Source organism: Vagococcus changpingensis (assembly GCF_058211775.1).
Genome location: NZ_JBYVZB010000002.1, coordinates 65,445 through 87,386 on the forward strand (window position 1 = coordinate 65,445; position 21,942 = coordinate 87,386).

Here is a 21,942-nt window from a genome sequence, read left to right on the forward strand (position 1 = left end):
TAAATGATGGATAAAACATTCAAAGCACTTATTGTTAGTGAAAAAGATGATAGCATTATCTCAAGTATAGAAGATTGGTCAGTTGACAGATTATCAGAAGGAGACACACTGGTTGAAGTTGAGTATTCAGCGATAAATTATAAAGATGCCTTAGCAACGATAAAAAATGGGGGAGTTATTCGGTCATATCCTATGATTCCTGGTATCGATTTTTCAGGAACTATTATAGAAACAACTCACGAAGGATTATCTGTTGGCGATAGAGTAGTTGTAACTGGTCAAGGGACAGGGGTAAGTCACACAGGAGGTTTTAGTGAAATAGCACGTATTCCAGGTGAATGGATTCAAGTTGTGCCACAAGATTTAGATTTAAAAGTAGCTGCGTTTGTTGGGACAGCTGGAATAACAGCCGCTCAAGCGATTCATCGTCTAGAATCTGTTGGTTTAGGTGAAAACAAAGAGTCCAGTATTTTAATAACCGGAGCAACAGGTGGAGTTGGAAGTATGGCGATTAATTTATTAAAAGCTAAAGGATTTAACAATATCACCGCATTAACACGCAAAAAATCGACGGATTATTTGGATTCTTTAGGCGTACAACATATTATTAGTACCGAAGAAATACTTGAAAATACTCGTCCATTACAAAAACAATTATTTGATTATGTCATTGATACGATTGGTGGGGCAACACTAGAAGCAATACTACCTAAAATTTCATACGGTGGGGGAATTTCTCTATGTGGAAATGCAAGCGGTATTAAATTTAGCACGACAGTTTTACCGTTTATCTTACGCGGTGTAACCATGTTCGGAATTGATTCAGTTCAATTAACAACAGAAGAAAAATCTGCGTTATGGGATACAATTAAAGACAGTATCACAAAAGAGATGATTGACGCGACTATAGCTAATGAAATCTCGTTAGAGGATATCGTTCCAGTGACGAAACAATTATTAGAAGGAACGCATTCAGGAAGAACGATTGTTAAAATTAAATAATAAAAAAGGTGGAGCAAAATTAATTGCTTCACCTTTATTTGGTTAGAAAGCTAAACTATTTGGTTTTACGTCTGCTGGAATTGGATTCACGTAAGGCGTTACATCTGTTATATTTTTTAGCTCAGCCTTCGCTTGATCAATATACTCAGGTTCTTCAAGCACTTTAACAGCTGTTGCTGCCATGATTTTAGCTGCTTGAATCATTCCTTTTTTAGCGATACCACTTTTTCCGTTTGTAACCCATTGCCATGTATGCATGGCGGTATTTTGAACTTCTGTTGCAACGATACATTGAACCGTTGGGACAATCCAACTGACATCTCCTACATCAGATGAACCAGGAAGGGTAACGTTAGTTAATACCTCATTGAATGGATAAACATAGTCAGCTAATACTTTACCCACATTTTCTTTTAAGACTTTTTGTTCAACAGGTGTAGCCGGTGGAACCATCCTAAATTGTTTTTCTTCTTCAGTTAATGTATCATGAATTGCTTTAGCAAATACTTGATCTTCCTCATCAAATTCCGGTCCACCATAATGCATCATCACGTCTCCCATAATGCGAGAGTACACAACGTTTGGAATATAGTTTGAACAAGCTTTGTCGAAATGTACGGTTACTTCTGTTTCAGTCATAAGAGCCGCGCCTTCTGCAATTTTACATAAACGATCATAAATTTCTTTTGCTTGGCTTCCTTTTGGTGCACGAATTAAATATAAAAGTTTTGCATGATCTTGGACAACACTAGGAGCTACACCCCCAGCATCCATATACGCATAGTGATATCTTGCTTCTGGTGTCACATGTTCACGAAGGTAATTTCCACCGACATTCATCAACTCACAAGCATCAAGTGCACTACGTCCCATGTCTGGAGCATTTGCAGCATGAGCTGATTTTCCTTTAAACTCAAAAGCTGCTTGGATATTAGCTAGTGTTTTTACACCCCAAATGGCATTATCTGTTCCTGGATGCCAACAAATCGCCATATCTAATCCATCAAAAGCACCAGCTCTTGCCATAAATGTTTTTCCAGATCCGCCTTCTTCAGCAGGACAACCAAAATATTTAATTTGCGCAGGGATATTGTGCTCTGTAATATAATCTTTGGTCGCAATTGCAGCAGCAAGTGAAGCTGTACCAAGTAAATTATGTCCACAGCCATGTCCATTTGTGTTTTCTGTATCCGGATTTGCTTCTTTTTGTGTAGAACCTGCTTTTTGAGACATGCTAGGTAGTGCATCATATTCCCCTAAAAATCCAATGACAGGACCTTCATTTCCAAAACTTGCAACAAATGCTGTGTCAATCTCTCCAATATTTGTTTCTATGCTAAATCCTTCTTCTTTTAATACATTAATCAACACGTCTGCTGATTCTTTTTCATGGAATTTTGTTTCGGCAATATCCCAAATTTTATCGCTTGTTTGGAAATAAGTGTGTTGTTTTTGATTAATTAATGTTTCAATTTGTTTATACATATAGTATATCCTCCTAATATTCAATGATTACATAAATAGTGTGATACCATAAGATAGAGCAATAGAAAGTGCGGTTATAATTATTCCTGGTATGATGAAACTAAAGACCTTAGTCCGCCCAGTTCTATCTAATTCAACTGCAAGTAACAACGTCGGTTGTGCTGGAATCACAAAGTTAACATTTAGACACTGAACAATAATAATAAGTAACATTGGTGATATCCCTAGTGTCAGTGCTAATGGGAAAATAATTGCTGCAACGGCCGTTTGAGCCCCAATAATCATCGCAACAAACGCACAGATAAAGATGATAACCCAAGGATAGTCAGCTAGTATCTGTCCGACACTTGACACTAAAACAGCTTGATTTTTTGGAGCGCCAAAGATAGTTGAACCAACCCATCCAAGACCTAATACAATTAAGGTTGCTCCTAAAGCGTTAGCAGTAGCTGGAGCATGTAAAATATCTTTTGATTTCACTTTAAAGAGCATGATATTGATTGCAGCAGACAAATACATAAACATCTGAACTAAGTCAGCAGTTGCAATTTTTATTGGTTTTCCATCTACATTATACTCTGGTAAGAGACTGGGAAATAGTCCCAAAATAATAATGGCTAAAACACAGAGTAAGAATACTAATGTAGATTTTTTTGCGGCAGGACTTAACTCTTTTTCTTCATTTTCAATAATTATATCTTCTAGAATTGATTCATCAAACGGCAATTTTTTATTAACAATAGTAAGTAATATACTTAAAATAATAATGGATAATAATGTAGCAGGTAGTGCAATGGACAAATAGGTACCTAAAGTTATACCATATGCAGCTAATAATGTTACGACATAAGCAGTGGATGATGATGCTGGACTACAAAGTAATGCCATGTTTGAGGCCAAAACAGATGATATTAAAGCACCTTTTGGATTGACTTTAGATTTTAAAGCAGTTTCTGAAATAATTGGCTCAAGAGATAGTGCAATCATTGCTGTTCCCATACCGAAAACAAACAAGAAACAAACAAGAGGTGCAACTATTGTAATCGCTTTCGGGAAACGTTGGATAATTTTAGTGGCAACGCGAATCATGTAGTCCATTCCACCAGATGCTTGTAATGCTCCACTAGCAATGCCAATTGACATAATAATAAGAACAGCTGTAACAGGTGGAGAAGATGGTGGAAGTTTAAAAATAAACAGCATGATAAATAGGGCAACAATTGCAGAAACACCAGAACCTAATGCACCACCTTTCATCAAACCATAAATAATAGTTGCTATCATGATAGCAATTTCAATTAATAATAAAGCCATTTGAACCCTCCTGATAAATAGAATATAACGTACTGAAAATAAACAACTTATTAAACCTACTTAAAAAAATAATAAAATCGAATACATTTGGATATTATCAATTAAATGTGTCCTAATTATTTATTTTATATGAATTTTATTAGACTTTTTAAACATTAAAACACCATGAGTATTATACCTTCTTTCTTTATATAAAGAATATCCTATTGATATTTTCCATTTAAATGCTTAAAATAAGGTTAAGTTCAGCGGAAATGAAAGTTTCCTTGAAAAATTATTAACTAAATTCATGTTTAGCTAATGATGTCTGCATACTAGTTTTGGTGTGTGGCTTTTTTTGTGTAAAAAGAAGGGTGAGAAGATGGGGAAAGTTAAAAGACATATTTTGTGGATGATTTTTGGATTGATTATCGGAATCTTTGTAGGTATACTTGAATGTATTTTTGGTAAAGTATTATTATTTGTTACAAATATTAGAGTACAATATTTTATGTTTTTTATATTTTTCTTACCGATTATAGGTTTATTTATTAAATGGCTATATCAATCTTATGGCAAGGAAAGTAGTAAGGGAATGACCTTATTGTTTGAAGTAGGGCAGAATAATCGTGATGTAATACCAGTTAGATTGATACCAATTATTACACTTAGTACATGGCTGACTCATTTAGTCGGTGGGAGTGCTGGTAGGGAAGGCGTGGCAATTCAGATTGGTGGAACCTTTACTAATTGGTTTTCTAGACACGTTTGGAAAAAATTTATACCAAGCCATGAAAAAAAACAACAGATGATAATAGTAACAGGAATGGCGGCAGGATTTGCAGGATTATTTCACACGCCGATTGCAGCAACTTTTTTTTCAATGGAAATTTTAGCTGTAGGCTATTTATCAATTGAGTCTCTTCTTTCAGCCAGTGTCGCAGCAGTTACGTCAAGCTATATGTCACAATTTCTTGGTTTAACAGCTTTTTCTACAACAATAGGAACGTATCCAGAATTAACTATCAGATTGATTTTAGTGTTATGCTTATTGGGATGTATCTTTGGTTTAGTGGGACGGTTATTTTCAATTAGTTTAGAAAAAACAAAATTATTCATTCAATCGATACAATGGCCCATTTATAAAAAAATGTTTTTCTTTTCAGTTATTTTAATGGTGGGGTTGATTATTGCTGGACGGGGGAGATATTCAGGGCTTGGTAGCAATTTGATTGAAGCAGCATTTTACCAAGGGACAGTTTATTCATATGATTTTCTGTTAAAATCAATCTTTACTGTTTTCACCTTATCTATTGGTTTTCAAGGCGGGGAAGTGACACCTCTATTTTCGATTGGTGCAACGTGTGGTGTTCTTTTGGCACACTTATGTGGGTTGCCTGTTGAATTTGTCGCATCATTAGGTTTCGCCTCAGTTTTTGCCAGTGCGACCAATACATTAGTTGCTCCATTATTTATTGCAGGAGAAATATTTGGTTTTGAATTATTGCCATATGCATTTTTTGTTATTATTGCTTCTTATTTAATGAATAATAATGACTCAATTTATCCTAATCAAAAAGTGTGACATCGTTATATAACAATGTCACACTTTTTGTTTTCTACCAATAATTCTTACTTCAGTTTCAAGAGAAACATGGAATTTGTCTAGAATAATGTCTTGGATGTATTGAATTAGTGTAATATAATCTGTTGCGGTTGCCTTATTTATATTAACAATAAAACCTGCATGTTTTTCTGAAATTTGTGCTCCACCAATCATGTGTCCTTGTAAACCGGCGTCTTGTATTAATTTTCCAGTAAAATAACCTTCTGGTCGTTTAAAGACACTACCACACGATGGGTATTCAAGAGGTTGTTTTGATTCACGTAAATAGGTTAGTTCATCCATTTTTTCTTTTATTACCGTGTGTTGTCCTTTCTCTAAATGGAAGGTCACGGATAAAACAATTCCTTTTAGAGTTTGGATGATGCTATGACGATAAGAAAATGTCATATCTTCTTTATAAAAGGTCTTTATTGATCCATCTTCTAAAATAACCTCAGCTGAGTAAAAAACATCTGCCAACTCACCACCGTAAGCACCAGCATTCATATATGCCGCTCCTCCGATACTTCCAGGAATGCCACAAGCAAATTCTAATCCAGTTAAGTCATGTTTTAAAGCATCATAAGTCACATCAATAAGTTTTGCTCCCGATTCAGCAACTATTGTTGTATTGTGAATGATGACTTGTTTCATTTGAGTTAACATGATAACAACATCTTTAATGCCACCATCTCGAACGATTAAATTACTGGCATTTCCTAGACAAATCCATTCTAGTCCCCTTTTTTGGCAAAAATTAATTAAAGATTGAACCTCTTCTTTGGATGTAGGAAATGCTAAAAAGTCAGCAGGACCACCGGTTTTAGTATATGTATAATGTGATAAAGGTTCATTTGTTAATATAGTTATATTCGGAAATTGTTGAACAATAGTTTGTGTCGTCACGCTAATACCCTCTCTTAGTTAGAATAATTATAGTGGTTTCATTTTAACATAAAATCTATTGAAAAAGTATGATTGCTCATCATATCGTTCTGTTTATAAATCGGATAAAAAGCACAATATTCAGTGCAATTATGATAAAATACAATTATAGATAATTTTAGGAGGACGACTATGAAGTTTATTTCTTGGAATGTCAATGGGTTACGTGCAATTGTGAAAAAGAATTTTTATGAAGACATAAAGCAAATAGATGCAGATATTATTTCACTACAAGAAACGAAATTACAAGAAGGGCAAATTGAAATGGCGTTACCTGGTTATTATCAATATTGGAATTATGCAGAAAAAAAAGGTTATTCTGGTGTGGCTGTTTTCACTAAAATTGAACCTATTTCTGTGAAGAAAGGTATGGGTATTAAGGAGTTTGATGCAGAGGGCCGTTTATTAACGCTTGAATTTGATACTTTTTACTTAGTGAATTGCTATACACCAAATGCACAACCAGAATTAAAACGATTGGATTTTCGTTTGGATTGGGAGGAGCAGTTTAAAAAATATTTAGTAAAGCTAGATGAAGAAAAGCCGATCATTTTATGTGGAGATTTAAATGTTGCTCATGAAAACATCGATCTGAAAAATTGGAAGAATAATCGTAAAAAACCTGGCTTTTCCGATCAAGAAAGAGATGCTTTTACACAATTATTAGATTCAGGATTTATTGACACTTATCGTTATTTTTATCCTAATAAAGAGGGTGCTTACAGTTGGTGGAGCTATCGCTTTAATGCACGAAAAAATAATGCAGGATGGCGTATTGATTATTTTTGTGTGTCAAACAAATTAAAAAATAAATTGAAAAGTGCAGATATTCTATCAACAATATTTGGAAGTGATCATTGTCCAGTTGAACTATTGGTTGATATGAACTAGAAAGGAAAAAATATGTTAAAAAATTGGAAAAAATTAGTTATAATGGGATTCTTGGTATTTGGATTCTTAGGTTTTTCTACGGTAGCTTATTCATCTGGTTCAGATAAGCTTCTTTATGATTTAACTTATGATAAAGAAAGAAATGTTCTAACAGGAAAAACAACACCAAATGCCAATATTTTTCTGACAAATCTTGCTGGATCTATTGTAGCAAATGATAAAGGAGAGTTTGAGGTACCAATTCCTAAAGGAACAAAAGAAGCAATGGTAGGAATGCTAGATGCTGAAGGAGATAAATCAACAGATGTTCGGTATGACTTTGATAAGGGGAAAGTCATTGCTACAGAGGAAACTAAAGAGTCTGAACAAAAGAAAGAGTCTGACGATAAGACCAAAGAAAGTACGGAAGACTCTGGTAAAGTAAGCAGCTCTAATACCGAAGAAACAAGTACGAGTAGCAGTAATAGCAAATCACAAGAAATAGCTAATACAGCTTCTTCTAACCAGAACGAAAAAGAAAGTACTGAAAAAAGTACAAAAACAAAGACAAAACAAGCCCTTTCTATTTTAAAGTGGATACTGGTTATTGTAGCAGTCATTGCTACAGGAGGCGCCGTGTGGTTTTTATGGAAGAAAAAACAGGCATCAAATAAAGTAAAAGCGAAACATTCACGTGAAAAAGAATCATCGAAAGATTCTAGTAAAAAAAGTCAAAAAAAATCAGGGAAAAAAAATTCTAAGAAGAAGTCCTCAAATCGTTCCCAATCTAAAAAAGATTCAACACACGGTAGGAAACAAACACATCATTCCGCCACAAAAAAAGTATCAAATGATAAGAAAAAAAATCAGCCAAAACGCAAAAAGAAAAAAACATCTAAAAGATAAACGAGATTCAACGACTACACTTATGAAGTCGTTGAGTCTTATTTTTTTAAAGTGGTTAAAGTAGTAAGTAGCTCAGTATCGCAATATCAATCAATTCATTTTGTTCAGATAAAAAGGCCTTTTTTTTTATTCCTTCTAGAGAAAATCCCATTTTATCATACAAACGAAGAGCTCTATCGTTACGAGTCTGGACATTTATTTCAATACGTTTAGTGATTTGGTAATCTAAACATAATTGGATTAACTCTTCAATCATGGCAGTTCCTAAACCGAGTCCCCAAAATTCTTTTTTTATAGTAATTCCTAATTCTCCAACATGTTGAAAAGCAGTATCATCATCACTTACAATAGTAGCAACTCCTATAATATCATTATAATTTAAGGCTAATAGAATAAATTGATTAGATGCATTATAAATATAGTCTATTTCATGAGCCATAGTGTCTGGCGACATGTTTAAAGCATGAGGGCTAACAACGAGATAAGGTGTTTCTTGATTAAGTTGGCTAATAGCATTAATTAAATTTTTTGCATCATCAGGTATAGCCTGACGAAGTGTAATATTAAATTCAGTCATTTTTTTGATCCTCTTCTAGTGCAGTCATTAACGCATTAATTTGGTTATAACGCTCAGTTTCACCATAGTTTTCTATAGTGATAAATCTGGTGTCTTCAGAAGTTTTATGAAGTATAATTTCGATAAATGTGTTATCTATTGTATCCTTAATTAATTCTCCCCATTCAATCAAACATACCCCTTCACCATCTAGGTATTCCTCTAATCCTAAATCATCACTTGCCCCTTCTAGGCGATAGACGTCCATGTGGTATAAAGGAAGTCTTCCGTTATCATATTCGCGTATTAGTGTATAGGTGGGACTTTTTATCATTTGTGTAATACCTAAGCCTTTTGCAAATCCCTTTGAAAAAGTTGTTTTACCAGCACCTAATTCTCCAGTTAAAATAAAAACATCTCCTGGCTGTGCTAATTCTGAGAGTCTTTCTCCAAAATATTGAGTATCTGTATCATCTTTTAAATAAAGCGTCATATTAAAGCTCCTTTACTAGTCTTTGTTTGTAAGTATATCGTAGAGTTGAAAAATAAAAAAGGATGTCGAATAATTAAAAACATAGAAAAAATAATATAATATAAAAAATATGACATAATTAAAAAGTGATGGCATTTTTTTAATGTCTTATGGTATATTTAGTTTATATAGTGTTAGTTGTGTGGAATGGAGATTCAAATGAGTGATGTAAGGGATTGTAAGGGAATGTACTCGATTGGAGAGGTAGCAAAAATGTGTAATGTTTCCCGTAAAACATTACGCTTTTATGAAAAGTTAGGTTTAATCATTCCAGATTATGTTAGTGAAAAAAATGGTTACAGGTATTACAAAGAAGAAACGATGAATTTAATTCCTATTATTAAATATTACAAGCAAATGGGTTTTAAATTACAAGAAATGGGTAATGTCCAAAAAACATTGGATAGCTTTTATAAAGAACCAAAATTTTTAACAAAGCAATCAGAGTTAAAAGAAGAAGAACAGCGTATAAAAAATAGTTACTTAGCAATCACAGAATGGGTCGAGTTGTTAAGGGAAGGTTCCATAGCAATCGAAAATAATATTCAAAATGTTAATATAAAATATTTTGATTCCTTTGATTACGTGTACCTAGAACAAGAATTTCATCAAAACTATATGGATGCTGTGATTAATATTCCATGGGTAAATTATTTAGAGACGATTGATTGTCAAATTAGTGGACCGGTGATTTTATATTATGAAAATGGTCAGGAAAAAATGTCTAATGATGCTTCTAAAGTGAAAGTATTACAAAAGCCTGTTAATAATTTATTGTCAGGTGTTCCTACTATGTCATTTGGAGGGAAACTTTTTTTATCAAGTTATCATATAGGAGATTTGTCTCAGATTAATAAACAATATACGAAAATGTTGGATTGGGCAAAAGAAAATAATTATGAATACTCCAACGAATTATATGAGCGTTTTGTTATTGATTATTGGTCAACAATGAATACGGATACATTTGTTGTCGAATTATTAGTACCAGTAACTAAGAAAAAGTAACATCTTTAAGAAGTAATTTTGGCACAAGATCTTTATCTTGAGCTTAAAAATTGCTTCTTTTTTTGTCGTAGTATATGGTAATGAATATCAATTAGTGTGTTATTGAATATAATTTGTCCCTAGGGGAAGGTTTTAAATAGAGTGTTTTACTTTTTTAAAATCATGTATTATAAAAATATATAAACGTTGTAATATAAAGGTTTATGTCCATTTTTTTGAATTTAAAATTGTTATGAGTCAAAAAAAAAATAAAAATATTTGTAGAAAAACATAATACAAAATAGAGTTAAACTAGTTATTTATTTATTTAATGTGAAAAACAACACAATTATCTGTGTTGTTTTTTATTTTTTTATTTAAAGATAAATAATAATGATTAAAAATAAAAAAGCATATAAATTATCATATTTGTGTGTGGGTTAACAGAGTATTCTCAATTACTCTAGTTAACTGAAAAAATAGATCTCAGTAGTACAGGAAGTTTGGTGTATTAGTCATAAAAATGTGTTTGACTCTCACCTTAAGGGGATGTTCTAGATTATAACTATAAACAAAGAAGAAAACGCTTTACACTAGGAGGAAAAAAGATGAAGTACGATGCATTAGGAATGGTGGAAACAAAAGGATTAATTGGTTCAATCGAGGCAGCAGATGCCATGGTGAAAGCAGCAAACGTATCATTAGTTGGTCGTGAATTTGTTGGAGGCGGTATAGTAACAGTTATGGTAAGAGGTGATGTTGGAGCCGTTAAAGCTGCTACAGATGCTGGAGCAAGTGCTGCAGAACGTGTAGGTGAACTTCTTTCTGTACATGTTATCCCTAGACCACATGGTGAAGTTGAAAATATTTTACCATTAAGAAACAACAACTAAATTAAGGGGGTACATTAATGGAAACTCAGAAAAACATGGTATGTTCATCCGCAGATACAAAGATGAACTTAGTGAATAAAAAATTTAGAATGAAAGGGATTACTAATGGATTAATATCAGGTATTACTTATGCCATTTATTCAACTCTTGTTGTGGTAGCTAGTGGTTATGATCCTTTAACCAGTGCAGCTGGTATTTTAGCGGCTCCTTTTGTTTGTTCAGGGTTAAATGATTTTTTTGCCGGAATCTTTTTATTATTTTATAACGCTAAAGAAGGTAGATTAAAAGAAATTATTCGTATGGTGAAAACAAAACCAGGCAAAATGTTAGTCGTTGGATTTTTATTAGGTGGCCCGATTGCAAATGGTGCGTATCTTGTTGGATTAGCATTAGCAGGAGCATACGCTATTCCAATTTCAGCAACTTGTAGTTTGTTTGGCGCATTATTTTCTTGGATCTTTTTAAAACAAAAACCAACACTAAGAATTGTGATAGGTATGATTATTTGTGTATTTGGTGCTATTACAATTAATATGGTGGCTCCAGAAGGCGCACCAAACTTTACACTAGGAATTATTTGTGCATTAGTTGCTGCAGTATGTTGGGGATTAGAAGGTGTGTTTTCAAGTTTTGGTGGCGCGATGATCGACACAGATGTTGCTGTAAATTTACGAGAATTAGTTTCAGGACTTGTAGTGATTATTTTTATTTTACCAATTATTGGTGGAGTAGACTTATTATTTAATACACTATCAGCTTTTACACCAGTTATTTGGTTGATTTTCTCAGGATTAAGTGCAGGGGTTTCATTTTTAACTTGGTATAAAGCAAACGCTATGGTTGGAACGGCCGTTGGAATGTCATTAAATGTTACTTACGCTTTTTGGGGTGTCATATTTAGTGTTCTATTTTTAGGAGATACACTGACACCAACGATGATTGTTGGATCGATTTTAATTGTTATGGGAGCTATTTTAGTGACAATGAACCCACTTGATTTATTCAGAAAGGGGGAAGCGTAATATGCTTTTACCTGCAAGAACAGCTGTTTTAAATCAAATGTACGATAGAAAAAAATATAATGTCCAAGAAGTGATGGCACAATTGAAATCACAATATGGTGAAGAAAAACAATTTAATCAAAGGTTGTTTTCAGAACACCTTATGGCACTTGAAGCCAATGGTTTAGTTGAGTTAGATAGTTATAATCTTGATGGAAATGATGAGTTATTGATGTATTACATCATTACTGAAGAGGGAAGAAAAACAGTGGATAAATATGTTAATAAGGCATACAGATAATGTTTTCTAATAACTTGTGAATTGGATAATAAGGGGGATTGAATTTGGTATACAGAGGCCAAGAAGCGTTAGGTTTAGTCGAAACAATCGGCTTAGTGCCTGCATTAAAAGCATGCGATGAAATGTTAAAGGCAGCCAACGTTGAATTAATTTCATATGAAAATATCGGATCGACATTAGTTACTATCATGGTTAAAGGTGATGTGGCGGCTGTTGAGAGTGCAGTAGAAGCTGGGGCAAGAGCGGCGAAAGAAATTGGGACACTGACAGCACATAACGTCATGCCAAGACCTATTGAAGCAATCGGAAAAATTGTATCGGTTCACAGTATTGATGGATAAAGAGGAGGGGATGCAGATGCAAAGTTTTGAAGCAATTGGCGCAATCGAAACATTTGGTTTGGTATTTGTACTAGAAGCGTGTGATGCCATGTGCAAAGCGGCAGATGTTGAGTTAGTCGGATATGAAAATGTTGCATCAGGGTATATTTCAGTCATTGTAAAAGGTGACGTTGCTGCGTGTAAAGCAGCAGTAGAAGCTGGAACATCAGCAGTAGAAAAACTAGGAGCGGAAGTTTATAGCTCGGTAGTGATTGCTGGACCACATATGGATTTAAATAAAATCATTCAGTATTATCAATTACTTGATGAACCGCTTCAAGAGGAGGGAGCTGCTGTTTAGATGAGTAGAGCAGACAAAGATCTGTTATCAATCCAAGAAGCAAGAATTCTTGTAGAAAACGCAAGGAATGCTCAATTTTTAGTTAAAGATTATAAGCAAAGTTACTTAGATAAAATCATTAATCAATTAATAGATGATATAACAATTGAGTTAGCACACTTTGTAGACATGGAAGTCAATGAAACAAAACGTGGGTGTAAAAAAGACAAGGAATGGTTATTAAATACTTTTTTATCACAATTAAAAAAAGAGTTACCCGACCAACAGTGTATTGGAGAGCTTTTAAAAGATTCTGCGGGGAATATTTTAAAAGTAGGTGTGCCTTTAGGAGTGGTAGTAGCCTTCCCTTCTGAAAATAATGTCGTCCTAAACACTTTATATAGTCTTATTATCGGCATTAAATCGGGAAATAGTACTATTATTATTCCAGATAATCAAGCCTATCGTACAACCATTCATATTGTAAATGGTGTTAAAGATATTTGTGAAAAATATGGTTTGCCAGTGGGCTGTATCACATGTCTTGAGACCACTTCTGAAAGTGGCATATTAGAAATAGTGACACATAAAAACACTTCTATGATTATTTCGGCCGAAAAAATAACCAACACAACTAACACTCAAAAGCCGATTATTTATGGAGGAACAGGTGGAACACCAGTTTTTATTGAACACACAGCTAATATTTCAAATGCCGTACAGTCAGTGATAGACAGTCGTTCGCTAGATAACGGGATGTTACCAGGTTCAGAACAATATTTAATTGTTGAACAAAGCATCGCAAGTGAAGTGAAAAAACAATTTCAAAAAAAAGGGGCTCATTTTCTATCTGAAGAAGAAGAACATCAGTTGCTTAATCTGTTACAGCCTAAAAATAATGGCATTAATCCTATATGCGTTGGTAAAAATGCTAGAGAATTAGCTAAAATGGCTCATTTTTCTGTTGAAGAAAGTACCAACATTCTAGTATCGGAAAAAAATTATGTGCATGAGCTAGATCCTTTTGTTAATGAAATGAAATGCCCAGTGATTGCTTTTTATTTAGAACCTGATTGGATGCATGCCTGCGAAAAATCGATTCGGTTATTAAGGGAAAAAAATAACGGTCATACGATAGCGATCCATTCAAACAATATAGAAATATTAAACCAATTTGCCTTAAAGAAACCTGTCGGACGAATGATCGTTAATTCACCGTCGTCCTTAGCTAGCATGGGAATTGATTCAACGTTATCAATTTCTTGTTTATTAGGTGGTTTAACAACTGGTAAAGGTATTAGTGCTAAAAACATCACAGCATCAGATTTAACGTATATGCGAGAAATTAGTCACTCAACAAAGTATGTTGAACATACTAGCAGTGTTGAGGAAGAATCACATGAAAAAATGTTAGAAGAGATTTTACGAAAAATTTTAGCTTAAAACATTATGTAAAGTGAGGAATTAAGATGGATATTAAAGAATTTTCAGCTAAATTGGCTGAAGCAACAAAAGAATTAAGTACAGAAGAACAGCAAGCCTTGATGAAGATGTTTGCTTCTGTATCAGATGATATTACAAAAACAGATTCAGTTGATTTAACTTTTGTAAGCGGTAATCACACAGAGATTCCAAATGGTGTTACACCTAGGTTAGAAGCGTTGAAAGAAAATTATTTAAAACAAAAACCGACTATCACAACTCATAAAGCGCGCGTCATGACCGAAATAGCTAGAGAAAATCCTGGAATGCCTAAAAATATTTTGCGTTCAAAATCATTTAAGAAAAGTTGTGAGACAGCACCATTAGTGATTCAAGACAATGAATTAATTGTTGGTGCACCAAATGGCGCACCAAGAGCTGGATCTTTTTCACCAGATATTGCATGGCGTTGGATGGAAGAAGAAATTGATACTATTTCTAGTAGACCACAGGATCCATTTTATATTTCTGATGAAGACAAACGCATCATGAAAGAAGAGTTATTTCCATTTTGGAAAGGCAAATCAATTGATGAATACTGTGAAGATCAATTTAGAGAAGCAGGTGTTTGGGAAATTTCTGGTGAATCATTTGTATCAGATTGCTCTTATCACGCATTAAACGGTGGGGGAGATTCTAATCCTGGTTATGATGTCATCTTAATGAAAAAAGGGATGCTTGATGTTCAAAAAGAAGCGCAAGAACAATTAGATAAATTAAGTTATGACAATCCTGGAGATATCGAAAAAATTTATTTCTATAAATCAATCATTGAAACAGCTGAAGGCGTAATGATTTACGCTCGCCGCTTGTCAGAATACGCAGCACAACTTGCAGCAAAAGAAACGAATCCACAACGTAAAAAAGAATTACAAAAAATTTCAGAAATTAATGCGAGAGTACCAGCTCATAAACCTGAAACATTCTGGGAAGCAATTCAAGCCGTTTGGACCATTGAATCTCTACTTGTTGTAGAAGAAAATCAAACAGGTATGTCAATTGGTCGAGTGGATCAATACATGTACCCATTCTTTAAAAATGATATCGAAACAGGTCGAATGAGTGAATATGAAGCATTCGAATTAGCGGGTTGTATGTTAATTAAAATGTCAGAAATGATGTGGATAACAAGTGAAGGTGGTTCTAAATTCTTTGCTGGTTATCAACCATTTGTCAATATGTGCGTGGGCGGAGTAACTCGTGAAGGCTACGACGCAACCAATGATTTAACTTATTTATTAATGGATGCTGTGAGACATGTAAAAGTGTACCAACCATCATTAGCTTGTCGTATTCATAATCGCTCACCTCGAGAATACTTGAAAAAAATTGTGGATGTTGTTCGTGCTGGAATTGGGTTCCCTGCCTGTCATTTTGATGACACACATATCAAGATGATGTTAGCTAAAGGTGTGTCGATTGAAGATGCACGTGATTACTGTTTGATGGGTTGTGTCGAACCGCAAAAAGCAGGAAGACTTTATCAATGGACTTCTACAGCTTATACACAATGGCCAATTTGTATTGAATTAGTATTAAATAGAGGCGTTCCTTTATGGTATGGTAAACAAGTTTGTCCAGATTTAGGCGATGTATCACAATATAAAACATATGAACAATTTGAAGAAGCTGTTAAAGAGCAAATCAAATATGTGACAGAATTATCATCCATCGCAACGGTTATCACTCAACGTGTTCACCGAGATTTAGCACCAAAACCGTTAATGTCAATCATGTATGAAGGTTGTATGGAAAATGGAAAAGATGTATCAAGTGGTGGGGCGATGTATAACTTTGGTCCTGGTGTGGTTTGGTCAGGATTGGCAACGTATGCAGATTCAATGGCAGCTATTAAAAAATTAGTCTTTGAAGAGAAAAAATACACACTTGAAGAACTAAATACAGCACTAAAAGCAGACTTTGTTGGTTATGAACAAGTTAGAACAGATTGCTTAAATGCACCAAAATATGGAAATGATGATGACTATGCAGATTTAATTGCAGCAGATCTTATTCACTTTACAGAAAAAGAACATCGTAAACACAAAACATTATTCTCAGAATTATGTCACGGAACGTTATCTATTTCAAACAACACACCTTTAGGTCAGTTGACAGGAGCATCTGCCAATGGTCGTAAAGCATGGATTCCATTATCAGATGGTATCAGCCCAACACAAGGAGCAGACTTCAAGGGACCTACAGCGATTATTAAATCTGTTTCTAAAATGGCCAATGACACAATGAATATGGGAATGGTTCACAACTTTAAAATTATGTCAGGTATGTTAGATACAGAAGAAGGCGAAAATAGTTTAATTACATTACTTAAAACAGCGAGCGTGTTAGGAAATGGCGAAATGCAATTTAACTACCTTGATAATGAAACCCTTCTAGATGCACAAAGACATCCAGAACAATACCGTGATTTGATTGTTCGTGTGGCAGGATATAGTGCATTCTTCGTTGAATTATGTCAAGACGTTCAAGATGAGATTATCAGCCGTACAATGATAACAAAATTTTAGCAATAAGTTAGAAAAGTGGTGAATCAATTGATAGATTCAGTCGAAAGACAGGTTATGGTTTTTAATATCCAAAAATATAGTCTTTATGATGGACCTGGCATTCGGACGATTGTATTTTTTAAAGGCTGCCCTTTAAGATGTCAATGGTGTGCTAATCCAGAAGGGTTAGAACGAAAATTTCAAGTCATGTATAAAGAAAGTATTTGTAGTGATTGCCATGCTTGTGTGGATGCTTGCCCAGTTGGAATTCATTATATTGATGAAAAAGGAAATCACCAAGTAAATCGTGATATTGCGTGTACAGGATGTCAAGAATGTGTGGCAGTTTGTCCAATGTCTGCGTTGAATATAACAGGTGAGATTCGCTCTATTTCTGAAGTAATGGAAATCATTCATGAAGATGATGAGTTTTATGAACAATCTGGTGGCGGTGTGACATTGAGTGGTGGTGAGTGTACTGCTCAACCAGAAGCAGCACTTGCGTTATTACAAGCATGTAAGACAGACGGCATTAATACAGCAATCGAAACATGTGGACACTCACGAATGGATCGATTGATGGCAATTGCTGATTATGTGGATTTATTTTTATATGATTTAAAACATATGGATCCAGTGAAACATAATAAACTAACAGGTGTTAGCAATGAACGAATTTTAGAAAATCTAAAACAATTATTAGAAGATGGGCATGATGTTCATATTAGAATGCCAATGTTGAAAATGATTAATGATAGTAAACCAGAAATTGAGCAGATTATTAATTTCTTATTACCTTACAAAGATTATCCTAACTTCAAAGGCATTGATTTATTACCATACCATAAATTAGGTGTGAATAAATATGGCCAATTAGGTATGGAATATCCAGTAGATGGCGATCCATCATTAACTGATGCAGAGTTAGACCAAATTGAAAGTTGGATTAAAGAGTATGATTTCTTTGTAAAAGTGGTCCGACATTAAGTGATGAGAGTAATTAAAAAGGAGTGAGTTGACTTGTTAGATGATACGGTTAAACGAGTAATAGAAGAATCTGTTCCAGGAAAACAAGTCACCTTAGCTCATGTGATAGCTTCTCCCATGGAAGAAATTTATGAGTCTCTAGGTATTGAAAATGAAGGAGCCATTGGTATTTTGACAATTTCTCCTTTTGAAACAGCAATTATCGCAGCAGATATTGCAGGAAAAAGTGCCGATGTACAAGTTGGGTTTTTGGATCGTTTTACAGGATCTGTCTTGATTTCTGGAGATGTTCAAAGTGTAGAGGAAGCTTTGCAAACAGTGGTCAATACACTGAAGCAAACATTGAACTATGAAGTTGTTAAGGTGACACGAACATGAAAAAACGTGTGCTTATTATAGGACCTAAAAATAGTGGGACAAGAGTGATTGCTCAAGGGATTGAACAATCACAAACACCGATAAAAAAAGTAGCTAATGTATTATATACCGATAAAACGATTATTGTACCTAATACTTATTTAGAAAGTCCGTGGATGCATAAGCACATTATTGCATTGCAACAATCAGCTAGCTACGCATTATTCTTAGTCCCTATACAATGTAAGAAAATAAGTTACCCACCTAATTTTTCAAAGGTTTTTCGCGTACCAGTTATGGGGATTATCACAAGTGTGGGTGATGAGTTTTCAAAAAAAGAACAACAATATGCTAGAACCGTGATTGAAAAAATAGGGTTGTCATCAAACTGGTGTCAGCTTAATTTAGAAACAGAATTTGATTTAGAAGACATGATTCAAATACATAGTAAAAAATAAATTGTTAGAAAGGAGGTGTTACGTTGTTAAATGAATTTCAAGTCGCAACCCATATTATTTCAGGAACAGATTCTTTAAGTGAATTACAAAATCTTTCCTTAAAAAAAGTATTAATAGTGTGTGATCCTTACATGGTAAACAGTGGAAAAGTAGAAATAATGACGAGCCTGTTTGTGGAAAGTGGTGTCGAATACACGATTTTTTCAGATATATCTCCAGATCCAACGATTGATATTGTAACAAAAGGATTGGTCTCTACGTTATCTTTCGAGCCAGATAGTATCGTTGCTCTTGGTGGAGGTTCTGCAATGGATGCAGCCAAAGCCATTCGTTATATTTATCAAATGATTAAGCAAACACTTGATGTATCACTGGTTTGTATTCCAACAACAAGTGGAACTGGGAGCGAAGTCACATCATTTTCAGTGATATCTGATCCATCAACGGATAGTAAGTATGCGTTAGTAGATAAAAAAATGATTCCAAACGTTGCCATATTAGATCCAAAAATTGTGTTAACAGTCCCTAAAAACATTACGGCAGATACTGGTATTGATGTGTTTACTCATTGTATTGAAGCTTTAGCCTCAACTAAAGCAAATGACTTTACCGATGCCAATAGTGAAAAAGCAATCAAGATTATTTGGAATGATTTAGTTAAGGCATACAATGATGGAGATAACTTAATCGTAAGAGAGATGATTCATAATGCCTCTTGTTTAGCTGGAATTGCATTTAATGAAGCCTCTTTAGGAATATGTCATAGTTTAGCTCATGCTTTAGGTGGAAAATTTCATATCCCACATGGACGAGCGAATGCGCTGTTATTACCTCATGTTATTGCTTATAACGCAGAACTTGATAATGATTTTGAAACATCTAATTTAGAGACGTACTATCAAATAGCAAATGTTTTAGGGGTACGATCTGGTACGAAAAAATCTACAGTCTATGCTTTTATTTCTAAACTACAACGGTTAATGAAACAACTAGACTTACCTCAAACTATTGAAGAATTTGAGATTGATAAAGATGATTTTATCTCAGCTATTCCTGAGATGGCTCAAAAAGCAATGAAAGACCAATGCACGATAACCAATCCTAGACAACCTCAGCAAGCTGATTTAGAAAATATCTATAGTAAATTGTTGAGAGGTGGGTATTAAATGTATTTTTTTACAGAAAAAGACCTACGTATGATGTATAAAAAAAAAGCATTTAATCAATTTGTTTTAGAGAAACATCAAAAATTAACACCAGAAGCAAAACAATTTTTATCAGATCGAAAAATTGATGTGACGATTAAAAAAGAAAAAGATATCGTAAACAATGAGCCTGAATCAGTGAAACAAGCAACTAATACAGAATGGATTGGCTATAAAGAAGTTCTTTCCTCAGAAATATTAGAAGCCTATTTTCTTGGTGAAAAAATTAAACATAAGATAACGCATCGTATATTATTACTTGAAACATCAATTAATCATATGCTGTCGCAAGAAGAAAAATCAAAAGAAACATCTGATGATCGTTTTCCTGTATGCGAGAATGTGTCTTCTTATGTGGTTAATTTGGAAGGGCCACTACTAGTAAAATTACAAAAAGTCTATGGGTTACTTTGTTTGATGGCTCGAACATTTCCTGAATTTAGTCATGGGTTTAGAGAAGTGATACGCGAGCTGGTAGACATAGTTGACACGATAGTTGGAGGTATAGATGACAAACGAAATGACATTACATTGTAATAAGTTTATCGAAACATTTGAAACGGTTATTAAAACACCTAAAAAAAGTAAGTCTGACATCTATTATACAGGAGTCGATTTAGGAACGGCTTGCATAGTTTTGGTGGTTTTAGATAGTGACTATCAGCCTGTTGCAGGTGCTTATCAATACGCCAATGTTGTAAGAGATGGAATGGTAGTTGACTATGTAGGTGCTGTAGATATCGTCAGTGAATTAAAACAAGATTTAGAAAAAAAACTTGGAACCACACTTGTTTATGCAGCAGCATCACTACCACCAGGAACAGATGATTTAGATGGTGGTGCGATTAAAAATGTGGTTCAAAGTGCAGGGTTTGAATTAACCAAGGTATTAGATGAGCCAACAGCTGCCAATCAGTTATTAAATATAACTGATGGCGCTGTGGTTGATATTGGTGGAGGAACAACTGGAATTGCTATTTTAGAAAATGGAAAAGTAGTGAAAGTAGCCGATGAAGCAACAGGTGGAACACATTTATCACTTGTGATTGCTGGGAATTATAAATTTAATTTTGAACAAGCCGATAAATACAAACGAAATGAAGCGCATCATGATGAATTACTGATCGTGGTAAAACCTGTTATTCAAAAAATAGCATCCATTATTTCAAATCAAATTAATGGTTATAAAGTTAATGCTATCTATCTTGTAGGAGGTACTGCTTGCTTAAAAGGAATCGAGACAATTATTGAAAAAGAAACAGGGATAAAAACAATTAAGCCCATTAATCCTATGTTTGTAACACCCATAGGAATTGCGTTGAGTTGTACTAATCAAGTTATGTAAGGAGGCACAAAAATGGATTGTCGAATTATTAAATCACCAGGTGAGAACACAATGGCTATTTTAAATAGACGAAAAAGTTCAAAAGAAAAATTAGAAAAACCAGGCGCTGTCGGTTTAGTACAAGGAAAATTGATTGAGATGGTTTGCGCCACAGATGTGGCTGAAAAAGCAGTTGGCGTGACGATTGAAGACATTCGTGGAAGTTGTCCTCAAAACATGATTTTATTAGCTATATTTGGTGATACAGCCTCCGTTGTCGCTGCGATTGATGAGATTAAACGAAGAGAGAAGAATAACGAATGGTAACGGCAACCTTAATAGATAATATATGGGCAACACGCAAATCGGATAAGTTACAAGGACTTAAGTTAATGCTCGCTCAAATTAATGGAGGCGTTAAAGACGGTGAGATAATGGTTGTATGTGATGTTATTGGAGCTGGAATTGGTGATCGAGTTATTATTGCAACAGGGACAGCAGCTAGACGTATGTTAGAAGATGATTTGATTCCTGTTGATGCAGCAGTCATTGGTATTATCGATGAAAGCTGTGAGTCTGTATAAA

At 34.2% G+C, this 21,942-nt stretch carries 25 protein-coding genes; 20 read left to right on the forward strand and 5 right to left on the reverse strand.

The features are described from left to right. Nucleotides 1–3 precede the first annotated feature (3 nt). Nucleotides 4–1,002, forward strand: coding sequence for a YhdH/YhfP family quinone oxidoreductase (locus AC37UB_RS04670; protein ID WP_242094077.1), 999 nt, complete (start codon nt 4–6; stop codon nt 1,000–1,002). Nucleotides 1,003–1,044: 42 nt separating this feature from the next. On the opposite strand, the gene AC37UB_RS04675 is transcribed toward AC37UB_RS04670, so the two are convergent. Next, entirely contained in the window at nt 1,045–2,487 is a 1,443-nt protein-coding gene (locus AC37UB_RS04675; protein WP_117972425.1) for a M20 family metallopeptidase, read from the reverse strand. Nucleotides 2,488–2,514: 27 nt separating this feature from the next. Further along, nucleotides 2,515–3,801 carry an anaerobic C4-dicarboxylate transporter family protein gene (locus AC37UB_RS04680; RefSeq protein ID WP_490685387.1) on the reverse strand — a complete coding sequence of 429 codons (1,287 nt, stop codon included), beginning with the start codon at nt 3,799–3,801 and terminating at the stop codon, nt 2,515–2,517. Nucleotides 3,802–4,162: 361 nt separating this feature from the next. Here AC37UB_RS04680 and AC37UB_RS04685 point away from each other — a divergent pair, with 361 nt between their 5' ends. Then, entirely contained in the window at nt 4,163–5,365 is a 1,203-nt protein-coding gene (locus AC37UB_RS04685) for a chloride channel protein (RefSeq protein ID WP_241699258.1), read from the forward strand. 18 nt (nt 5,366–5,383) lie between these two features. Here AC37UB_RS04685 and murB read toward each other — a convergent pair whose 3' ends face one another. Then, nucleotides 5,384–6,292 (reverse strand): UDP-N-acetylmuramate dehydrogenase, encoded by a 909-nt coding sequence (gene murB, locus AC37UB_RS04690; protein WP_490685388.1) that lies wholly within the window; start codon nt 6,290–6,292, stop codon nt 5,384–5,386. A 171-nt stretch (nt 6,293–6,463) separates the two neighbouring features. Between murB and AC37UB_RS04695 the strand changes: the two genes are divergently transcribed. Both AC37UB_RS04695 and AC37UB_RS04700 read left to right on the forward strand, forming a co-directional pair. Continuing rightward, on the forward strand, nt 6,464–7,222 hold the full coding sequence (locus AC37UB_RS04695) for an exodeoxyribonuclease III (protein WP_241699260.1): 759 nt from the start codon (nt 6,464–6,466) through the stop codon (nt 7,220–7,222). A 12-nt stretch (nt 7,223–7,234) separates the two neighbouring features. After that, nucleotides 7,235–8,107: a hypothetical protein gene (locus AC37UB_RS04700; protein WP_241699261.1), complete on the forward strand. Its 873-nt coding sequence runs from the start codon at nt 7,235–7,237 to the stop codon at nt 8,105–8,107. Between the two features lie 55 nt (nt 8,108–8,162). Here AC37UB_RS04700 and AC37UB_RS04705 read toward each other — a convergent pair whose 3' ends face one another. Beyond that, nucleotides 8,163–8,684, reverse strand: a complete 522-nt coding sequence (locus AC37UB_RS04705; RefSeq protein WP_117972431.1) for a GNAT family N-acetyltransferase — start codon at nt 8,682–8,684, stop codon at nt 8,163–8,165. After that, nucleotides 8,677–9,156, reverse strand: a complete 480-nt coding sequence (gene tsaE, locus AC37UB_RS04710; RefSeq protein ID WP_117972432.1) for a tRNA (adenosine(37)-N6)-threonylcarbamoyltransferase complex ATPase subunit type 1 TsaE — start codon at nt 9,154–9,156, stop codon at nt 8,677–8,679. Before tsaE ends, AC37UB_RS04705 begins: the two co-directional genes overlap by 8 nt. A gap of 198 nt (nt 9,157–9,354) precedes the next feature. On the opposite strand from tsaE, the gene AC37UB_RS04715 reads away from it, so the two are divergent. The 16 genes from AC37UB_RS04715 to AC37UB_RS04790 all read left to right on the forward strand — a co-directional run bounded on the left by AC37UB_RS04715 (nt 9,355) and on the right by AC37UB_RS04790 (nt 21,941). Beyond that, complete coding sequence (locus tag AC37UB_RS04715; RefSeq protein WP_490685389.1) at nt 9,355–10,203, forward strand: MerR family transcriptional regulator; 849 nt, start codon at nt 9,355–9,357, stop codon at nt 10,201–10,203. 587 nt (nt 10,204–10,790) lie between these two features. Continuing rightward, complete coding sequence (gene eutM / locus AC37UB_RS04720) at nt 10,791–11,075, forward strand: ethanolamine utilization microcompartment protein EutM (RefSeq protein WP_117972434.1); 285 nt, start codon at nt 10,791–10,793, stop codon at nt 11,073–11,075. Between the two features lie 17 nt (nt 11,076–11,092). Then, complete coding sequence (locus tag AC37UB_RS04725) at nt 11,093–12,097, forward strand: DMT family transporter (protein ID WP_117972435.1); 1,005 nt, start codon at nt 11,093–11,095, stop codon at nt 12,095–12,097. A gap of 1 nt (nt 12,098) precedes the next feature. Then, complete coding sequence (locus AC37UB_RS04730) at nt 12,099–12,377, forward strand: hypothetical protein (protein ID WP_117972436.1); 279 nt, start codon at nt 12,099–12,101, stop codon at nt 12,375–12,377. Between the two features lie 44 nt (nt 12,378–12,421). After that, nucleotides 12,422–12,718, forward strand: coding sequence for a BMC domain-containing protein (locus AC37UB_RS04735; RefSeq protein WP_117972437.1), 297 nt, complete (start codon nt 12,422–12,424; stop codon nt 12,716–12,718). 16 nt (nt 12,719–12,734) lie between these two features. After that, nucleotides 12,735–13,058 (forward strand): BMC domain-containing protein, encoded by a 324-nt coding sequence (locus AC37UB_RS04740; RefSeq protein WP_117972438.1) that lies wholly within the window; start codon nt 12,735–12,737, stop codon nt 13,056–13,058. Then, nucleotides 13,059–14,480 (forward strand): aldehyde dehydrogenase family protein, encoded by a 1,422-nt coding sequence (locus AC37UB_RS04745; protein ID WP_490685390.1) that lies wholly within the window; start codon nt 13,059–13,061, stop codon nt 14,478–14,480. A 26-nt stretch (nt 14,481–14,506) separates the two neighbouring features. After that, the gene (gene cutC, locus AC37UB_RS04750) at nt 14,507–17,047 is read left to right on the forward strand and encodes a choline trimethylamine-lyase (protein ID WP_117972440.1); all 2,541 of its coding nucleotides are present in this window, start codon (nt 14,507–14,509) and stop codon (nt 17,045–17,047) included. 27 nt (nt 17,048–17,074) lie between these two features. Continuing rightward, a complete protein-coding gene (gene cutD, locus AC37UB_RS04755; protein ID WP_490685391.1) occupies nt 17,075–18,013 on the forward strand; it encodes a choline TMA-lyase-activating enzyme in 939 nt (312 codons plus the stop codon). Nucleotides 18,014–18,046: 33 nt separating this feature from the next. Continuing rightward, nucleotides 18,047–18,391 carry a BMC domain-containing protein gene (locus AC37UB_RS04760; protein WP_490685392.1) on the forward strand — a complete coding sequence of 115 codons (345 nt, stop codon included), beginning with the start codon at nt 18,047–18,049 and terminating at the stop codon, nt 18,389–18,391. Beyond that, the gene (locus tag AC37UB_RS04765) at nt 18,388–18,828 is read left to right on the forward strand and encodes a EutP/PduV family microcompartment system protein (RefSeq protein WP_241699262.1); all 441 of its coding nucleotides are present in this window, start codon (nt 18,388–18,390) and stop codon (nt 18,826–18,828) included. The genes AC37UB_RS04760 and AC37UB_RS04765 overlap by 4 nt, the downstream gene beginning before the upstream one ends. A 23-nt stretch (nt 18,829–18,851) precedes the next feature. Then, nucleotides 18,852–19,994: a 1-propanol dehydrogenase PduQ gene (locus AC37UB_RS04770; protein WP_241699263.1), complete on the forward strand. Its 1,143-nt coding sequence runs from the start codon at nt 18,852–18,854 to the stop codon at nt 19,992–19,994. Then, nucleotides 19,995–20,570: a hypothetical protein gene (locus tag AC37UB_RS04775; protein ID WP_241699264.1), complete on the forward strand. Its 576-nt coding sequence runs from the start codon at nt 19,995–19,997 to the stop codon at nt 20,568–20,570. Continuing rightward, the gene (gene eutJ, locus AC37UB_RS04780; protein ID WP_117972445.1) at nt 20,542–21,378 is read left to right on the forward strand and encodes an ethanolamine utilization protein EutJ; all 837 of its coding nucleotides are present in this window, start codon (nt 20,542–20,544) and stop codon (nt 21,376–21,378) included. The genes AC37UB_RS04775 and eutJ overlap by 29 nt, the downstream gene beginning before the upstream one ends. A gap of 12 nt (nt 21,379–21,390) precedes the next feature. After that, nucleotides 21,391–21,684, forward strand: a complete 294-nt coding sequence (locus AC37UB_RS04785; protein WP_117972446.1) for a BMC domain protein — start codon at nt 21,391–21,393, stop codon at nt 21,682–21,684. Then, nucleotides 21,678–21,941, forward strand: a complete 264-nt coding sequence (locus AC37UB_RS04790) for a EutN/CcmL family microcompartment protein (protein ID WP_117972447.1) — start codon at nt 21,678–21,680, stop codon at nt 21,939–21,941. Before AC37UB_RS04785 ends, AC37UB_RS04790 begins: the two co-directional genes overlap by 7 nt. The last annotated feature ends 1 nt before the right edge of the window (nt 21,942 follow it).